Origin of the sequence: Streptomyces aureocirculatus, from assembly GCF_000720475.1 — a bacterium.
In the GTDB taxonomy this organism is placed as follows: domain Bacteria; phylum Actinomycetota; class Actinomycetes; order Streptomycetales; family Streptomycetaceae; genus Streptomyces; species Streptomyces aureocirculatus.
The window spans coordinates 279060-293687 of record NZ_JOAP01000002.1 but is presented as its reverse complement, the minus strand read 5'-3'; the positions used below and the strand labels follow the sequence as shown (position 1 = coordinate 293687).

Annotated in this window: 14 protein-coding genes and 2 pseudogenes; 10 read left to right on the top strand and 6 right to left on the bottom strand. The window is 70.7% G+C overall.

Annotated elements, in window-relative coordinates:
* The 5 genes and pseudogenes from IG78_RS50470 to IG78_RS50465 all read right to left on the bottom strand — a co-directional run.
* Positions 1-226: pseudogene (locus IG78_RS50470) on the bottom strand (hypothetical protein); the annotation flags it as partial.
* A gap of 415 nt (positions 227-641) precedes the next feature.
* Positions 642-1394 (bottom strand): DnaB-like helicase N-terminal domain-containing protein, encoded by a 753-nt coding sequence (locus tag IG78_RS41655; protein WP_318657863.1) that lies wholly within the window; start codon positions 1392-1394, stop codon positions 642-644.
* Positions 1394-2629, bottom strand: coding sequence for a DNA cytosine methyltransferase (locus IG78_RS0103140; protein WP_030559543.1), 1236 nt, complete (start codon positions 2627-2629; stop codon positions 1394-1396). The genes IG78_RS41655 and IG78_RS0103140 overlap by 1 nt, the downstream gene beginning before the upstream one ends.
* On the bottom strand, positions 2626-2871 hold the full coding sequence (locus IG78_RS41650) for a hypothetical protein (RefSeq protein ID WP_225882054.1): 246 nt from the start codon (positions 2869-2871) through the stop codon (positions 2626-2628). The genes IG78_RS0103140 and IG78_RS41650 overlap by 4 nt, the downstream gene beginning before the upstream one ends.
* A gap of 290 nt (positions 2872-3161) precedes the next feature.
* The gene (locus IG78_RS50465) at positions 3162-3545 is read right to left on the bottom strand and encodes a hypothetical protein (RefSeq protein ID WP_030559541.1); all 384 of its coding nucleotides are present in this window, start codon (positions 3543-3545) and stop codon (positions 3162-3164) included.
* Between the two features lie 110 nt (positions 3546-3655).
* Here IG78_RS50465 and IG78_RS52130 point away from each other — a divergent pair.
* The 6 genes and pseudogenes from IG78_RS52130 to IG78_RS0103105 form a co-directional block, all read left to right on the top strand.
* Positions 3656-4255 (top strand): annotated as a pseudogene (locus tag IG78_RS52130) (DMT family transporter); the annotation flags it as partial.
* 130 nt (positions 4256-4385) lie between these two features.
* Entirely contained in the window at positions 4386-4607 is a 222-nt protein-coding gene (locus IG78_RS52125; protein ID WP_263972718.1) for a DMT family transporter, read from the top strand.
* On the top strand, positions 4604-5431 hold the full coding sequence (locus IG78_RS50990) for an amidohydrolase family protein (RefSeq protein WP_225882055.1): 828 nt from the start codon (positions 4604-4606) through the stop codon (positions 5429-5431). Before IG78_RS52125 ends, IG78_RS50990 begins: the two co-directional genes overlap by 4 nt.
* A 48-nt stretch (positions 5432-5479) precedes the next feature.
* On the top strand, positions 5480-5926 hold the full coding sequence (locus tag IG78_RS50985; protein ID WP_225882056.1) for an amidohydrolase family protein: 447 nt from the start codon (positions 5480-5482) through the stop codon (positions 5924-5926).
* A gap of 38 nt (positions 5927-5964) precedes the next feature.
* On the top strand, positions 5965-6378 hold the full coding sequence (locus IG78_RS0103115) for a MarR family winged helix-turn-helix transcriptional regulator (protein ID WP_225882057.1): 414 nt from the start codon (positions 5965-5967) through the stop codon (positions 6376-6378).
* A gap of 556 nt (positions 6379-6934) precedes the next feature.
* Complete coding sequence (locus IG78_RS0103105) at positions 6935-7174, top strand: hypothetical protein (protein ID WP_157855749.1); 240 nt, start codon at positions 6935-6937, stop codon at positions 7172-7174.
* A 690-nt stretch (positions 7175-7864) separates the two neighbouring features.
* Here IG78_RS0103105 and IG78_RS0103100 read toward each other — a convergent pair.
* Positions 7865-8134: an RICIN domain-containing protein gene (locus tag IG78_RS0103100; protein WP_030559537.1), complete on the bottom strand. Its 270-nt coding sequence runs from the start codon at positions 8132-8134 to the stop codon at positions 7865-7867.
* Between the two features lie 1396 nt (positions 8135-9530).
* Here IG78_RS0103100 and IG78_RS43830 point away from each other — a divergent pair.
* The 4 genes from IG78_RS43830 to IG78_RS0103080 all read left to right on the top strand — a co-directional run bounded on the left by IG78_RS43830 (position 9531) and on the right by IG78_RS0103080 (position 14623).
* The gene (locus tag IG78_RS43830) at positions 9531-10790 is read left to right on the top strand and encodes a DegT/DnrJ/EryC1/StrS family aminotransferase (RefSeq protein ID WP_078965078.1); all 1260 of its coding nucleotides are present in this window, start codon (positions 9531-9533) and stop codon (positions 10788-10790) included.
* Positions 10787-11956, top strand: coding sequence for a glycosyltransferase family 4 protein (locus IG78_RS0103090; protein WP_030559534.1), 1170 nt, complete (start codon positions 10787-10789; stop codon positions 11954-11956). Before IG78_RS43830 ends, IG78_RS0103090 begins: the two co-directional genes overlap by 4 nt.
* Before the next feature lie 61 nt (positions 11957-12017).
* Entirely contained in the window at positions 12018-13178 is a 1161-nt protein-coding gene (locus tag IG78_RS0103085; protein WP_157855748.1) for a hypothetical protein, read from the top strand.
* Positions 13175-14623 (top strand): class-III pyridoxal-phosphate-dependent aminotransferase, encoded by a 1449-nt coding sequence (locus IG78_RS0103080; RefSeq protein WP_225882058.1) that lies wholly within the window; start codon positions 13175-13177, stop codon positions 14621-14623. Before IG78_RS0103085 ends, IG78_RS0103080 begins: the two co-directional genes overlap by 4 nt.
* Positions 14624-14628: the final 5 nt, after the last annotated feature.

Genomic DNA, 14628 nt, shown 5'->3' with positions numbered 1-14628 from the left:
CCACCCGCTGAAACAGTTCCCACAGCTCATCCGGCACCAACCGCTCAACGATCCCTGTCACGCCCCAAAGCCTACCGAGCCAAATGAGATAATCTCTAAAGCCTTCCGAGGCGAGGGTGGCGCGGGCGGTGTGCAGCGTGCTGCCGGTGAGGGTGGCAACGACGGCGCTGGGGTGCTGGGGGTGCAGGGCGAGGTGCACGTGTGCGTTGGGCGCGGTGTCGGGCATAGGGGCTCGTTTCGCCGGTCCGGGCCGATGAGGAGGTCGGCCCGGGCCGGGGGTCTAGCGGGTGGTTCGGACGGGGGCGGGGGCGATCCGCGGCGGCCCGGCCCGAGGGGCAGCAGGGGTTCGGGCCGGGCGGGCGGTACGCGGTACTGCTGGGCTGGTGGCCTGTTGCCAGCGGGAGCGCACGGCGGTGAGGTCGGCCAGAGCCCGCCGGCTGCCGGTGATCCTGGTGGGGACTGTTGGCCGGATCGTCGGTGAAGGCGGTGATGCTGACGGCGACGGTCTGCGCGCGGGTGAGCAGAGCGCGCTGCAGGACCTTCTCGCCCCAGTGTTCGGGTGAGCCGACCGGCGTGGAGAGCAGGGTCAGCAGGCCGGCGGGGGCGATGTCGTGTGCGAGCAGGCCGCGGTGCTGGGCTTCTCAGAGCACGGTGATCGGGTCGACGGCTTCGCCGCGGTGCGTGAGCGCGGCCAGGCACTGCCACAGCGCCGCGTGCAGGGGGAACGCGAAGTCTTCGGCAACGAGCCAGCGCATCTGACGGGTCTCGGCAGGGTACGCGGTCGCGGTAGCGATTAGGAGGCGTTCTTCGTCGAGGGCTTCCTCGCTCGTGTCCCTGGCGGGGGATGGCGGCAGGGCGGTGCGAGGCAGGGAGCCGGGGTGCGAGGCGAAGCGGCCGGAGAGGTCGTCCAGGAACCGGGCGAGGGCGTCGGCCTGCTGGACGGTGGCCTTCGCGCGGTGGGGCAGGGTGGTGTCCACCGCGGTCTGGGCCAGGCGCTCGGCGTGCATGTGCAGGCTGCGGCGGGCGTGGTCGGCGCGGATCATCCGGGCGTACGTGGCCGCGTGCTGGGGCCAGGGGCAGACCTGGATGAGGGTGTGCAGGTAGGAGGCGGTCAGCCCGGGAGCGTGAGGGCGGGCCGCGTCCAGGACGCTGTTCAGCCAGGCCGGGCTCGTGCAGTGCTGCTCGGCATCGGGGGCCGACGCCGTGCGCATGGCGCGGAACAGTTCGCCGTGCGTGTGGTTGGAGAAGTGGCCCGGATCCAGCGGGCCGATCTCGTCGAGGCGGTGGGGCTCCGGCAGGAGGGCGCCGAGCAGGGACTGTTCGGCGTAGTGCACGGGTGGGGGCGGCGGAAGGCGGTCCAGGTCGTCGTTCTCGTCGGAGGGGGAATGGGGCATTAGGCGGCCAGGGTGAAGTCGTCGGGGGTGAGGGACTTGCCGAGGTGCGGTGCCAGCAGGTGGGCTGCGAGCCGGGGCGGGACCGCGTTGCCGACCTGGCTGAAGATCTGGCCCTTGTTGCCTTGCCAGGGATAGTCGGCGGGGAAGGTCTGCAGGATGCCGGCCTCGGCGGCGGTGATCCGGATCGGATCGGGGGCCGGGTCTGCGCCCGGTGGTGTGGGGGCGACCGGCTCGGCCTGCCACACGCACTCGTTGGCCCGGTGGCCGAAGAACAGGGTCCCGGCCGGCTCGTCGATGGTGCGGACGGTGGCGTTGGCCTGGTTGTTGTTGCGCAGGGTCCAGCGCCACGCCGTGGGCATCACGGGGGCGGTGGGGTGCTCAGCGTGGACGGCCCTCGCCCCCCGGCCATCCGCCGCAGCGACGGCCGAGTTGGCGGGCGGGTGCGGTTTCCAGGTGCCCCGGTCGCGGGCGTCGCTGAGGGTCTTGCGGGAGCCGGAGGGGAAGGGTTCGGGCCCGCCACCGGGTCCGCCTCCGGCGCAGACGGTGGGTACGGGACGGTCGGTGGCGCCCCAGCCCAGGGCTTCGGCCATGGATATCCAGCGGGCGCGGCCCGGGCCGAACAGCGAGTCGGGCTCGTCGAGTTTGGCGTGCGTGGGCGGCGGCGCGGCGGTCCGCGTGCGCGAGGCGAGCAGGATCGCCCGCCGCCTCGTCTGCGGCACCCCGTAGTCGGCCGCGTTCAACACCCCCGTCCAGACCGAGTACCCCCAGGTCCGCAGGATCGCGGCGTACTGGCGCCACAGGGGCAGCACGTCGGGGACCTCTTCCATCGCGACCCACTCCGGCTGGCCGTGCTGGTGCAGGGCGTGCAGGTAGCGCATGGGTTCGGCGGCGAGCAGGGAGCGTTCGTCACGGCAGGCGGCGAGCAGCTTGGCGCAGGTGTCCAGCCCCTGAGCGAGATCGGCGACGGCCTGGTGGACCAGGGGCTGGTCGACGAGCCCGAGGCGTTTGCCGGCCATCGACCATGCCTGGCACGGCGGGCTCGCGATCAGCCCGGTGATCCTGCCGAGGAACGGCCAGAGAGGATAGGTGGCGACATCGGTGCGGATCGTCAACTGCCCTGCCGCTGCCCGGTTTTTGCACGCCCACTCGTCCCATTCCAGGCCCACGTCCCGCACGCCGAGCACGGTCAGAGCCTGGCTCCATCCCCCGGGACCGGCGAACAGATCGAGTATCAAGCGGCCAGCCCGAAATCGTCCTGGACCGGCTCGACTTCGCCCCGGCAGGCCCACGGGGAGCAGCCGTCGATAACGCCGTCTTCCAACTCCTGGGCGTCTGCTTCACTGTCGCCGAGTTCCTGCTGGAGGGCGGCCCATTCGGCGGCGGTGACATGATCGATCGGCGCCTGGTCGAGCGGCACGCGCGAGCGGTGGAGGAACGCCTCGCCCAGTAGCCGGTTGCCGGTCCGCTTCTGGTCCACACCCCTCCTTATTGATCGGTATATGCGATCGAGCATTCGAAAACGTTCGTTGGACGCGATAGCCGGGCGGAGCGACTGTCGCCGTGCGGGCCAACACCCCGGCCAGGAAACGTCAGCGAAGGAGGATGACCATGCGCGTACTGCTCACCGGCGGTGTACGGCCACGGCGGCGGTTTGCTGAACCTCGTCGCCACCGGTCCTCGAACCGCCGGAAACACCCCGGCGCTCACCATGATCGGTCCCGGTGATCAGCACGGGAGCACCGTGCACGTGGACGACCTGGCCGAGCTTTACGTGCTCGCGCTGGAGAAGGCCCCGGCCAGTTCGTACTTCATGGGCGCCAGCGGCGCGAACCCGATCGTACGGGAGATCACCGAAGCCGTGAGCCGCTCTGTCGGCCTGTCCGGACGCGACGCGTCGAGCCCGAGCCGGAGCCGGTCGTGCAGACGCTCGACCGGCTCGGGCTGCTCGGCGAGGCCCTGCTCCTTGACCAGCGCGCTTCGGGCGACACGGCCCGGCGTGTCCTGGGCTGGCTCCCCACGGGACCGTCGGTCCTCGACGACATCGCGCGTACGGACTTCTGCGCATACGGACTCGCGTACGGACTTCTGCGCGTACGGACTTCTGAGAGACCCCCGCCTCGGGTCCACCGCAGGCGGGACCCGACCGACCATCAGCGGCCGGGTCGACCGGGCCCTGTCCGGCCGCGGCCCTTCTTGAGGAATTTCGACATGAGCACTCCCACCGCACCACCCGGGTCGGGTCATCGCCGCCCCGCCCCTCCGTGCCTCGCGGCGGCTCGCCGGCCGTCGTGGCAGCCGTCGCAGTCGGCCTGGTGGTACCGGTACAGGCCCGTCTGAACGGTGAACTGAGCCATCGCCTCCACGACGGCATCGCCGCGGCGGCGATCAGTTTCTCGGTCTGACTCGTCCTGCTGTCCTTCCTCGCGCTTTTCTCCCCCAGGCTGCGCGGTGCGCTGCGCAGCCTGGCCGGCGCTTCACGGGACGGCCGGCTCCCCCGCCGGTACCTGCTGGCCGGTGTGCTAGGCGGCGCGTTCGCCCTGGCCCAGTCCACCGCCGCGCTGGTCACTGGAGTCGCCGTATTCACCGTGTCGGCCATCGCCGGTCAGACCTTCGGCAGTCTGATCGTGGACAGCCGGGGTATCGGCGGCGGCGTGCGGCGCCCGGGCGCCGCCCGGCTCACGGGAGCGGCCGTCATCCTGGTGGCCGCAGTCGTGTCCGCCCTGCCCCGTTTCGCCGACACCCTCTCGCCGGTCACGATCATCCTGCCGACCCTCGCCGCCACCGCCGTCGGCTTTCTCCTCGGTGTGCAGCAAGCCCTGAATGGAGCGACGACGGCCGTGTCGGGCTCGCCGCTCGCCGCGACCTGGCTCAACTTCCTCGTCGGTGCGGTGTTCCTCGTGGCGGCCTGGGCGGTGAGAACACTCGTGCAGGGGAGCCCGGGGGCACCCGCTGCCCACCAGCTCGAGGGTCTACCTCGGCGGACTGTGCGGCGTGGTGTTCATCGGCTCCTCGGCGTTCCTGGTACGCCGGATCGGTGTCCTGCTGCTGAGCATGGCCTCTGTCGCGGGGCAGCTCACTGGTTCGATCGCCCTGGACTTCCTGGTCCCTTCGGGCGGCCGATCCCCCTCCGTCCTCACCATTCTCAGCGCGTTGCTCACGTTCGGCGCCGTCTGGATTGCCTCCCGGCGCCCACGTGGCACCCCCGCGAAGTGATCCACGTCCGCACCCGGACCGGACGCGGACCCGACCCGCCATCCCTCCTTCTCGACGACGGCAGAATCCTTGAGATCGGCCGGGACCTGTCCGACGACCGGGCAAGGGTCATCAACGGCACAGGGAACGTCGTGCTGCCCGGTTTCATTGACACCCACCGCCACAACTGGCAGGGAGCACTGCGCAACCTCGGCCCCGCCTGGACCTACCAGGAATATCGCAGCCAGGTGCAGATCGGCCTCGGACAGTACTTCGACCCCCGGGACGTACACGTCGGTAACCTGGCGGCGGACCTGATGTCCCTCGACTCCGGGGTGACGACCGTGCGGGACGAGTCGCACATCAGCAACAGCCCCGAGCACTCGGACGCGGCGATCGCCGCGCACTGGGAGTCGGGCATTCGCGCCGTCTTCGACCACGGTTGGCTGTCGACGGAGGCCGAGCAGTGGCAGTTCGGCAGCGACCGCACTCATCCCGACGACATTCGGGGCATCCGCAACGAGGTGCTCTCCGACGACTCGGCACGAGTGACCCTCAACGCAATGCTCCGCGGACCGGAGCTGACCACCCTCCAGGTGTCCGAGCATGACATCCGGCTCGCCCGTGAGCTGGGCCTGCGCATCAGCATGCATGTGGGCCTCGGCGAGTGGGGGGCGGAGCAGCAGGCCGTACGGCATCTGGAGGAGACCGGGCTGCTCGCCTCGGACATGACATTCATCCATCTGTGCACGTCGACCGACGAGGAGCTGAGAATGCTGGCCGCCCGCGGCGCCACCGCGTCCGTGGCCGGCGCCCTGGAGGTCTTCACGCCGGGCCTGGGATAGCCGGCCACCAACCGGCTGCTGGCCGCCCGTATCCGCCCGAGCCTCAGCGTGGACACCGAGACGATCGTGAGCGGTGACATGTTCGGCGTCATGCGGGCAACGCTCGCCTATCAGCAACTGATCCTCGCCGGTGCGGCCGGACCCATGGACCGTGCTCCTGGCCTGCCCACGTTCAACGCCGCCGACTTGCTGTCCTTCGCGACCATCGAGGGCGCCCGAGCCGCGGGCATCGACGACAGGACCGGCAGCCTGACCCCGGGCAAGGAGGCCGACCTGATCATGATCCGCCTCGATCACGCCAACATGCTGCCCGCCACGGACGTCGCGGCCACGATCGTCGCGGGTGGCCACGCCGGCAATGTCGACCTGGTCGTGGTGGCCGGTGGCGTCCTCAAGGAGAACGGTGTGCTGAAGGGAGGCGATGCCGTCTTCGACGATGCTGCGGCCTCTCGTGACCGGCTCTTCCACGCCGCCGGCCTGCCGCTCCCGGTCTGAGCTGACAGCCGGGCGGGCGCGGGCCGATCCGCACCCAGGTGCATGCCGAGCTCAAGGAGCTGGCCCGGGAAGCGGGGCTGACTGACACTCAGACCGATGCGCTGTGGAGGCTGAGTCGCGGGCGGGAGACGACCGCGGGCCGTCTGGCCGAACTCCTTCAGTGCGACGCCTCAACCGCCACGTCGATGATTGACCGGCTGGAGAAGCGCGGCCTGGTCCGCCGCGTACCCCACCCCACCGACCGCCGCGCGAAAGTCGTCCAGCTCACCCCGGAGGGGTGCGCACTGCGCGATCGCGTCATCCAGCACACCACCGAGCACTCACCTTTCGCCCTCCTCGACCACGAGAGCAGGCTGCGCCTGCACACGCTTCTCCGCGAAGTGATCGACGGCTCCCGCCCGACAGGTCAGGCCGCCGGCGTCAAGGACACCGTAAAAGAGGAGCAGCGATGAGCAGCAAGACCGCGGTCATCACGGGCGGAGCCTCGGGCCTGGGCCTGGTGATGGGCACGCCACCTCGTCAAGGCCGGTCAGAGCGTCGTCCTGGTCGGCCGGGACGCGACGCGCACCCGGGCCGCCGCCGACAGCCTGCACGGCCTGGCCCCGGCGGGCGGTGGCGCGGCAACCGCCGAGGACGTACACGGCTGACCTGCCCGACGGCATGAGCATCTACAACGCCAATCCCGGCATGGTCAAGGGCTCGGACCGGCCAGGACCTCCTGCATCAGCAACGTGTTGACGGGGACTCTGAACTTCGCTCTGATCCGGATCAGGCACTTGGCCGCTGACCTGCTGGCCTGGGCCCAATCCGGAGAGCTGCCCGCAGCCCTCAGCGCCGGACTGCAACGCCAGTTGGCTATGCGCACCGCTATCTCCGAGGGAACGTCCAGCGCGGCGCGATAGCCGGGCTGACCCGCTGGGGACTTTTGCTGTGAGCCCCGGCGGGACAACTCTTGTCGGGGGGAGGCAGGTTGGGGTGATGAGATCTTCTGACGGAGCCGTGGGGACGGTGCAGACGGTGCAGATGGCCTTCTGGTCGGAATCGTCCAGTCAGGGCTCGGGCACCGACGCGCTCAGTGTGATCTCAACGGCCATGCACAACACGCCTTATCCTTCGACGATGCAGTCCACTGTCAGGTCGTCGATCCGCGCCGTCCGTAGGGCTCCATCGCGCGAAGTGATGGTGGCATCGACGAACACCCTGGTGTTGCCGAGTGCATTCCAGGACGTCGTTTCGACGGCCTGGTAGGCGTAGCCGGCGTTGAGTCAATGAGTTGTCTCGGCCAGTACCCTGCCGTTTGCGGCCCTGGCCCGCAGTATGAACGAGGCGCTGTTCTCCGGCTGTATCCAGATCTGGGCCTTGCAGGACCAGCCCCAATCGAGCTCGGCTACCGTGGCCCGGGTCCCTAACCGTGCACTGCCCTGGCGGGCCCAGGACCATCCATTGTTCCGGCCGGAGTGGGACATTCCTTGGTTGACCTCAAAGCCGTTCCCGGCGTCGCCTTCATAGGTCCCTTCCCACGTGTCGCGTTGGGTGCCCTCGAACCCGTTCGAGAACATCACCACGGCGCGTGCGGGCGTCGATAGTGCCAGAACAGCAATCGGCGCCATGGCGACGGCAAACCATGTGGCCAGGCGTAGGGTGCAGGTAGCGGACGTATGGTGCGAGGCCTTTTTGTTACGGGTAAACTTCACTGCTGTCCTTTTCGATCGGGTAGCCGTCCATGCTCGCGGTTCCTGTCCGCCCACTAGCGCAGCGGCCGTCGCCCGAAGCGGCCGACTACCTTGCTGAGGCGCGGCCGTGGCGGTACCGAGCACGACGGAGCAGTGCCGCGAGCGTTGCGGAGAGCAGTCAACAGCTCTCCGCCCTACCCGGAGCCCTCGGGCTCACCGGCCTTGCGCATGACTGCACGGGCCCGTGTGAGAACGCAGGAACGGATCAGAAGTGCCAGGTCTGGTCGGCATTTCCGTTGCATTCCCACTGGACTGCTTTCGCGTTCCATTCGTGACTTGCGTTGGTGATGCCCAGGAAAAGGTTTGACCTGACGTTGACGAGGCGGGCCCGTTGTCCGGTGGGAGCCACCCAGGCTAGGCGCCATTTCTGGTCGATACCGAGGCACAACTCGGTGCTCTCGTTACGCAACTCGATGGCGCTCGCGACGGCAACTGTGGAGACGCTGGCGAGCATCACAGCCGTGAGGACGGTCATGGAACGACGTAGAGGAACGCGGGCTCCCCCCAGCATCCCGGGGAAGTCCCCTGCCCATCAAGCATCGTTCCGGTCAGTGGGACACAGAACGAAACACAGGCCGAGTCGCATGCTCCGGAACACGCTGCTTGCAGCCTGAGCAGAGCCGCGGGGTCGGGTGCGTCGCGCGCCGAGTCGGCGGCCTCAACAAGGTCGTACCTTTCGGCACCTCTTATATCGACGAGTTCTTGCAGGAAAGGCCAGCCACCGACTGCGGCCCATTCCCGGCGGAGCCAGGGAAGGGCCCCAGCCTTCAGCGCCCGGGCAACAGCAACCCGTCCGGGTACCCAGCCACCTGCCGTCGACAGCCGCCCCCTACGGTGCAACCCGACCGGGCGGCTGCGGGTACGCCGGAGGCGGGGGAGCAGATGGGGGCGCAGGCGAGGGAGACCGCGTCCGACGATTACCGCGAGTACCGAGAGGCGCGCGTCGCGCGACAGTCCGCTACCCACCCGAGTCACAGCGGCGCGTCGATCGACAGGCCAGGAGCCGCGGAGTCGATAAGAACAGGACGAGGTTTTACCGGCCTGGATTCCATAGGCCTGTGGCCTGTGAGGTGCAAGGTGCTGGAGGGGGCAAAGTGCTGGACGGCCTAGAAGCAGTACCCGGAATATACAGAGCCAAACGCCCCGGAGGGAAGTTTCCCTGTGGGTTCAAAAAGGTTCTGTGGCCAACGACTTCGTTGACCCATCTCTCGTGAGCGTGTCAGTCTTCCAATGTCACCTCTGGTAAGGGTCAGCCTCCTTGTGAACTGGGCTCACTCACCTCTCTACTCCGAAGTCCGTTGCGCGCCAGGAAGAAGCCGAGCACTCATCGGCTACCCGGCAACAGAAGAGGACTCATGTGGATTTGGAGCCGGCGTCGCGTACCTGAAGAATCCCGCTCGCCGCATGCGTACGAACGCGGCCGCTGCGCCTGGCGTGCGCGGACCGCTAGTAAATTCACGCCATCCCGTTGAGGAATGTGTGCGGTGACAGGGACCCGCGATGCCAAGGTTGGCACGATTCCACGAAAGGCGCGCACAGCTTTCCGTCAAGCCGTTCGCCGACCGGGCGCACGCGGTGGCGCAAGTACGCCAAGCGCCAGGCGGGCCCACGTCAACTGAGTATCACGTCATTGCCAGGTGCGGGGTGAATCGCTCCCGCCATGCCCGGAATGCGCCATCGGACCGGTCACAGTACTGCGGTGCACCGCTCCGCTCTCGCGACGCAACACGTCTGCCCCCCACGACCTGGCCGCGCCCCGGCTCAAGGGCGACCCCGAACCCGTACGCACACCAGCCAACCGCTTCGCCTTCCGAAGCCAACCGCTTCGCCTTCCGAAGCTGACCGCTTCGCCTTCCGAAGGGAGCCGGACCATGAGCGAGCCGCTGGAGCGGCACGCCCCACCCGTGCGGCACGACAGAAGTCCCGTCAGAAGTCCCGTGGCGGTCGGCACCCGTGACTGGGCCCTGCCCTTCGGGCGTCCCCGCCACGACGAGCGCGAGATCTCCGCGGTCACCGCGGCCCTCCGGTCGGGGGACTTGGCGACCGGACGGACCACCGCGGAGTTCGAAGCCGCCTTCGCCGCGCGCTTCGGCTTCCGCCACGCCGTGGCCGTAACCTCGGGCAGCACCGCCAACCTCCTGGCCCTCGCCGCGGTGGCCGAACGCCACGGGCTGCGCCCCGGAGACCGGGTGGTGGTCTCCGGAGCCACCTTCATCAGCGCGGTCACCCCCGTGGTCCAACTCGGCCTCACACCGGTCTTCGCGGACACCGAACCGGGAGGGGTGAACGTCGACCTCGACCTGGTGGACCAGGCCGTCCGGCAGCACGGAGCGAAGGCGGCGCTTCTCCCGCACGCCCTTGGGCAGTCGCTGGACTCCCGGCGGCTCGGCGACCTCGTCCAGCGGAGCGGCGCTGTCCTCATCGAGGACTGCTGCGAATCGCTGGGCGCCACCGACGGGCGGGTCCGCGTGGGCGGCACCGGGGCGCTGGCCACCTTCAGCTTCTACGCGGGCCACCACCTCACCATGGGCGAAGGCGGCGTCATCGCCTGCGACGACCCCAAGGACGCGGAACTGCTGCGCAGCCTGCGCGCCTTCGGCCGGGACTTCGCCTACAGCGGTGAGCGGATGCGCTACCCGGTGGGTCGGCGCCGGGTGGGTGGAGAGGAGCGGTACATCCATCTGCGCGTCGGCTACAACGCCAAGCTGACGGACTTTCAAGCGGCTTTCGGCCTTGTGCAGTTGACCCGTGAGCCGGAGATGGCCGAGGAGCGCAGGGCCGCCGCCCGGGCGCTGTGCGAGGTCGTCGCCGACTTCCCGCGCTGGCGGGTCCTCGGCGATCCCACCGGTCCCGGCGCCTCGCCGTTCGCGGTTCCGCTCCTCGCGCCGGCCGGCGCACCCCTGGGCGACATCGCCGACGTGCTCGCCGCCCACTCCGTCGAACCGCGGGGCTTCCTCGGCGCCTCGCTGCCCGAGCAGCCGTGCTTCGACGCCCTGGAGCACGTGGTGCACCAGCCCTACGCGCACGCCCACGAGCTGGCCGCACGAGGGCTGCTCATCGGCTGCCCGCCCGGCCTCGACCTCACGGCCGCCACGACCGCCCTCGCCAAGGCCCTCCGGGAGACGATATGAAGATCACCCTGATCGCCGAGAAGTATCCCCCGGTCGTCGGCGGGGGCGAGACCCATGTGCACCAGGTCGCCGAAGGACTCGCGGCCGCGGGCCACGACGTGACCGTCGTGACCGAAGCGGCTCCCGCGAGTGCCGAACGGGACCTCTACCGCACCGGGAAAGTCACCGTCAAAGAGGTGACAGGGCTCGTCGCCGCCTGCCAGCGACTCGACTGCAAGGACGCAGTCCAGCGCCTGCACGCCGAGCTGAGCACCACCGACGCCGACGTGGTCCATGTCTTCAACTACGTGCCCGCGCTCCTTGTGAGCTGGGTGCGGCCCAGCGTCCGCAGCAAGCTCGTCGTCTCCCTCTTCGAGACCTTCGTCCCGGGCGTGCGCGTCTTCGACCTGTGGGCCGACTACCCGCTGGAACGAGCGCTCCAGCGCGGCCTGGTCGACAACCTCCACCCCGACCTACTGCTGTGCGGATCGAAGGCCTACGAACGCTGGGCCCGCGAGGCGGGCTTCACCGAACCGGCGACAGTGGTGGAGTTCGGCACCGACCTCACCGCGTTCGGGACCTTCCCCGAGGCCCGTACGCGCTGGCGTACGGAGCACGGACTCGACGACGAGCCGGTCTTCCTCGTCCCCGCTCGCCCGGTGCCGCGCAAGCGCGTCGAGGACGCCATCGCCGCGCTCGCCGACCTGCACACCACCCACCCGGACGCCCGGCTCGTTCTGACCACCCCCACGGGCCGCTCGAACTCCGGGTACGTCGACGGCCTCGTACGCCAGGCCGAAGAGCTGGGCGTGGCGCGGCACGTGCTGTGGGAGGAGGGGCTGAGCTGGCAGGACATGCCGACGCTGTACGCGGCGGCGGACGCGATGGTGCTGCCCTCCTCGCACGAGGGCTGGGGCATCGCCCTCACCGAGGGCATGGCGAGCAGCCGCCCTGTCATCACCACGGATGTGGAGGGCCACGACGAGGTGGTGACCCACGGGCAGACCGGACTGCTCTACCGGCCCGGCGACGTCCCCGCGCTCGCGAAGGCGATGCGCACCGTCCTCGATACCGACACCTCCGCGATCGTGGAGCGGGCCCGCAAGGAGGCGTTGGACCGGTTCTCGATCGACGCGGTCGTACGGAACCACATCCGCGCCTACGAGTCGCTGCTCGGCGGAGCCTGAGCCCGCGGGCGGAACCCTGCCCGGGCCCCGCCCGCCCCGCCCTGAGGAGGATCGGCCACAAGTGAGTATCCGCACCCCGTCCCCCGGCACCCCGCCCACGCCCGGCACCCCAGCCGCGGGCCCGCGATCCACCGCCACCCCACCCGCCGCCGACGCCCCCCGCACCGCTTGCGCGCGAGCCGCCGACGCACTGAGCCGATGGCTGGTGGCCGGCGCCACCCAGGCTCCCTCCGGAGCGTTCTGCGGCTGGCGTGACGAGGAGACCGGGGAACTCTCCGCGCCTTACCCCGAGATCACCGGCTACATCCTCACCTTCCTCACCGGCCTCGGCCCCACTGCCGCGGCCCGTGCCACCGACGCCGCCGACTGGCTCGCGGCACGGGCCGAAGCCGGTGACTTCGCGGCCCGTTCGGAGAAGACCCAGGGCGCCGTCTACACCTTCGACGTCGCGATGATCGCCCACGGCCTGCTGCGCTTCGGCCGGGCCACGGCCGCGCCCCGCCTGGTGGACGCCGGACTGGCGTACGCCGACGTGCTGGTGCGCGCGGCCGCCGCGCATGGCCCGCTGCCCCCCGTCGTCCCAGGCACCGAGCCAGGGCCCCTGCCCGCCGCCTGGTCCACCCGCGGCCGGGTCCATCTGCTGAAGACCGTGCAGGCGCTGCTGGCCGCCGCGGACCAAGGGCTCCCGGGAGCCATGCGACTGGCCACATCACTCACCGATGAGGCACACACCTGGCAGGAGCCCGACGCGTTCCCGCCGCCCACCCGGCCCGGCAGCACCGTCCTCAGCCTGCACGCGCTGTGCTACGCCGCCGAAGGGCTCTGGATGTGGGCCGACCACACCGGGGACACCCGCGCCCTGGACCGGTCCCGCGCGCTCACGGCCTGGGTGTGGCAGCAGCGGCTGCCGACGGGCGGCTTCCCCGGCTTCGTCGATCTGGCCCGGGGCGCCCCGACACCGGTCGGCGAGCGGCAGTCGGACGTCGTGGCCCAAACCCTGCGGCTCGCGCTGCTGCACCGACTGCCCGACGCGGACACCGCCGCCGAGGCCGCGCTGCTCAGCGCCGACCTGCGTCATCTCGCCGACGGCCAGGCGGCTGTCCCGTACCGACCCGGCGCCCCGGAGCGGCACCTCAACACCTGGGCGTCGATGTTCGCCGCACAGGCCCTCCGCCTCGCCGCCGACCCCCACCCCTCGATGAACTGGCAGGAGCTCGTGTGACGATCCCCCTTTCCGCGGCCGGCCCCGACCCGGCCGCGCAGTTGACCACCCCCGCGGCCCGGACAGCCGAACCCCAGGACCGAGACCGCCTGCTTGCCGCGCGCCAGTCCCTTGCGCCGCTGCCCTGGGCCCGTGCCGAAGGCTCCTGGCTCCAGTTGACCGACGGCCGCCGCGTCCTGGACGCCGCCAGCGGCCTGATCTGCGTGAACGTCGGCCACGGCCGTCCGTCCGTGGTCCGCGCCCTGGCCGAGCAGGCCACCACCGGAGCGTTCGCGTCGCCGGGAGCACTCCGTCCCGGGCTCCAGGAGCAACTGGCCCGCCGCCTCACCCGCCTCGTGGGGCGCCCCGATGACCGCGTCGTCTTCGCCTCCACCGGGACCGCCGCCGTCGAAATGGCCATCTCCCTGGCGCGCCTCGCCCAGCGGGCCCGCGGCGGCCACCGCCGCCACCGCGTCCTCACCGCCTCGCTCAGCTACCACGGCAACAGCGCCCTGACCCTGGGCCTGTCCGGTCACCGCCGACGCCGCCCCCACCCCGACGACGCCATGGGCCTGGCCCCCGCCTTCGACCCGCCCTACCCCGACATGCACCGCGGCTGCCGCCACACCCAGTGCCGCGCCGACTGCGCCGACGCCGTACAGGAGGCCCTGCGCGAGGACCCGGAGAGCGTCGCCGCCGTCCTCATGGAGCCGGTCAACGGCACCACGGGCGGTGCCTACGAGGCACCCGACGGCTATCTGGCCCGGGTGCGGTCGCTGTGCGCGGACCAGGGCGTGCTGACCCTCCACGACGAGGTGCTCACCGGCCTCGGCCGGACCGGCAGGGCACTTGCCGCCGACCACTGGCCGGGCGCGAGCGCCGACATCACGGTGCTGTCCAAAGGTCTCGGCGCGGGCTACCTGCCGATCTCCGCGGTCCTGGTGGCCCCGCACATCGCGCAGGACATCCTCACCGCCGGGACGCCGCTGCCGATGATGGGCACGATGTCCGCCAGCCCGCTCCAGGCCGCCGTCGGCCTCGCCGTGCTCGACGTCCTCGAGGACACGGGTGCGCTCACCGACGCCCAGGGCCGCGGCGCCCGCCTCGGCACGGACCTGCGCCGCACCCTCGCCACCGTGCCCGCCGTCACCGACGTACGCGGCCGCGGCCACTACTACGGCGTCGAGCTGGCCCCCGGCACCCTGAACGCGGCCATGCGCACGACCCGCGCACAGGGGCTGCTGCTGTACCCCTTCAACGGCTACCGGCACGACGGTGGCGGCGAAGGGCTCATCGTGGCGCCCCCGCTGACGGCGTCCGACGACGAACTGAGCTTCCTGACCGAGCGCTTACGACCGGCACTGCAGGACCTGCCGGGACCGCCCCCACCACCGGAACCGGCACCCACCAGCCCCGCGGCCGCGCCGTCACCGGCCCGGCCGACGACGCACTCCCCAGCGCTGTGAGGGCG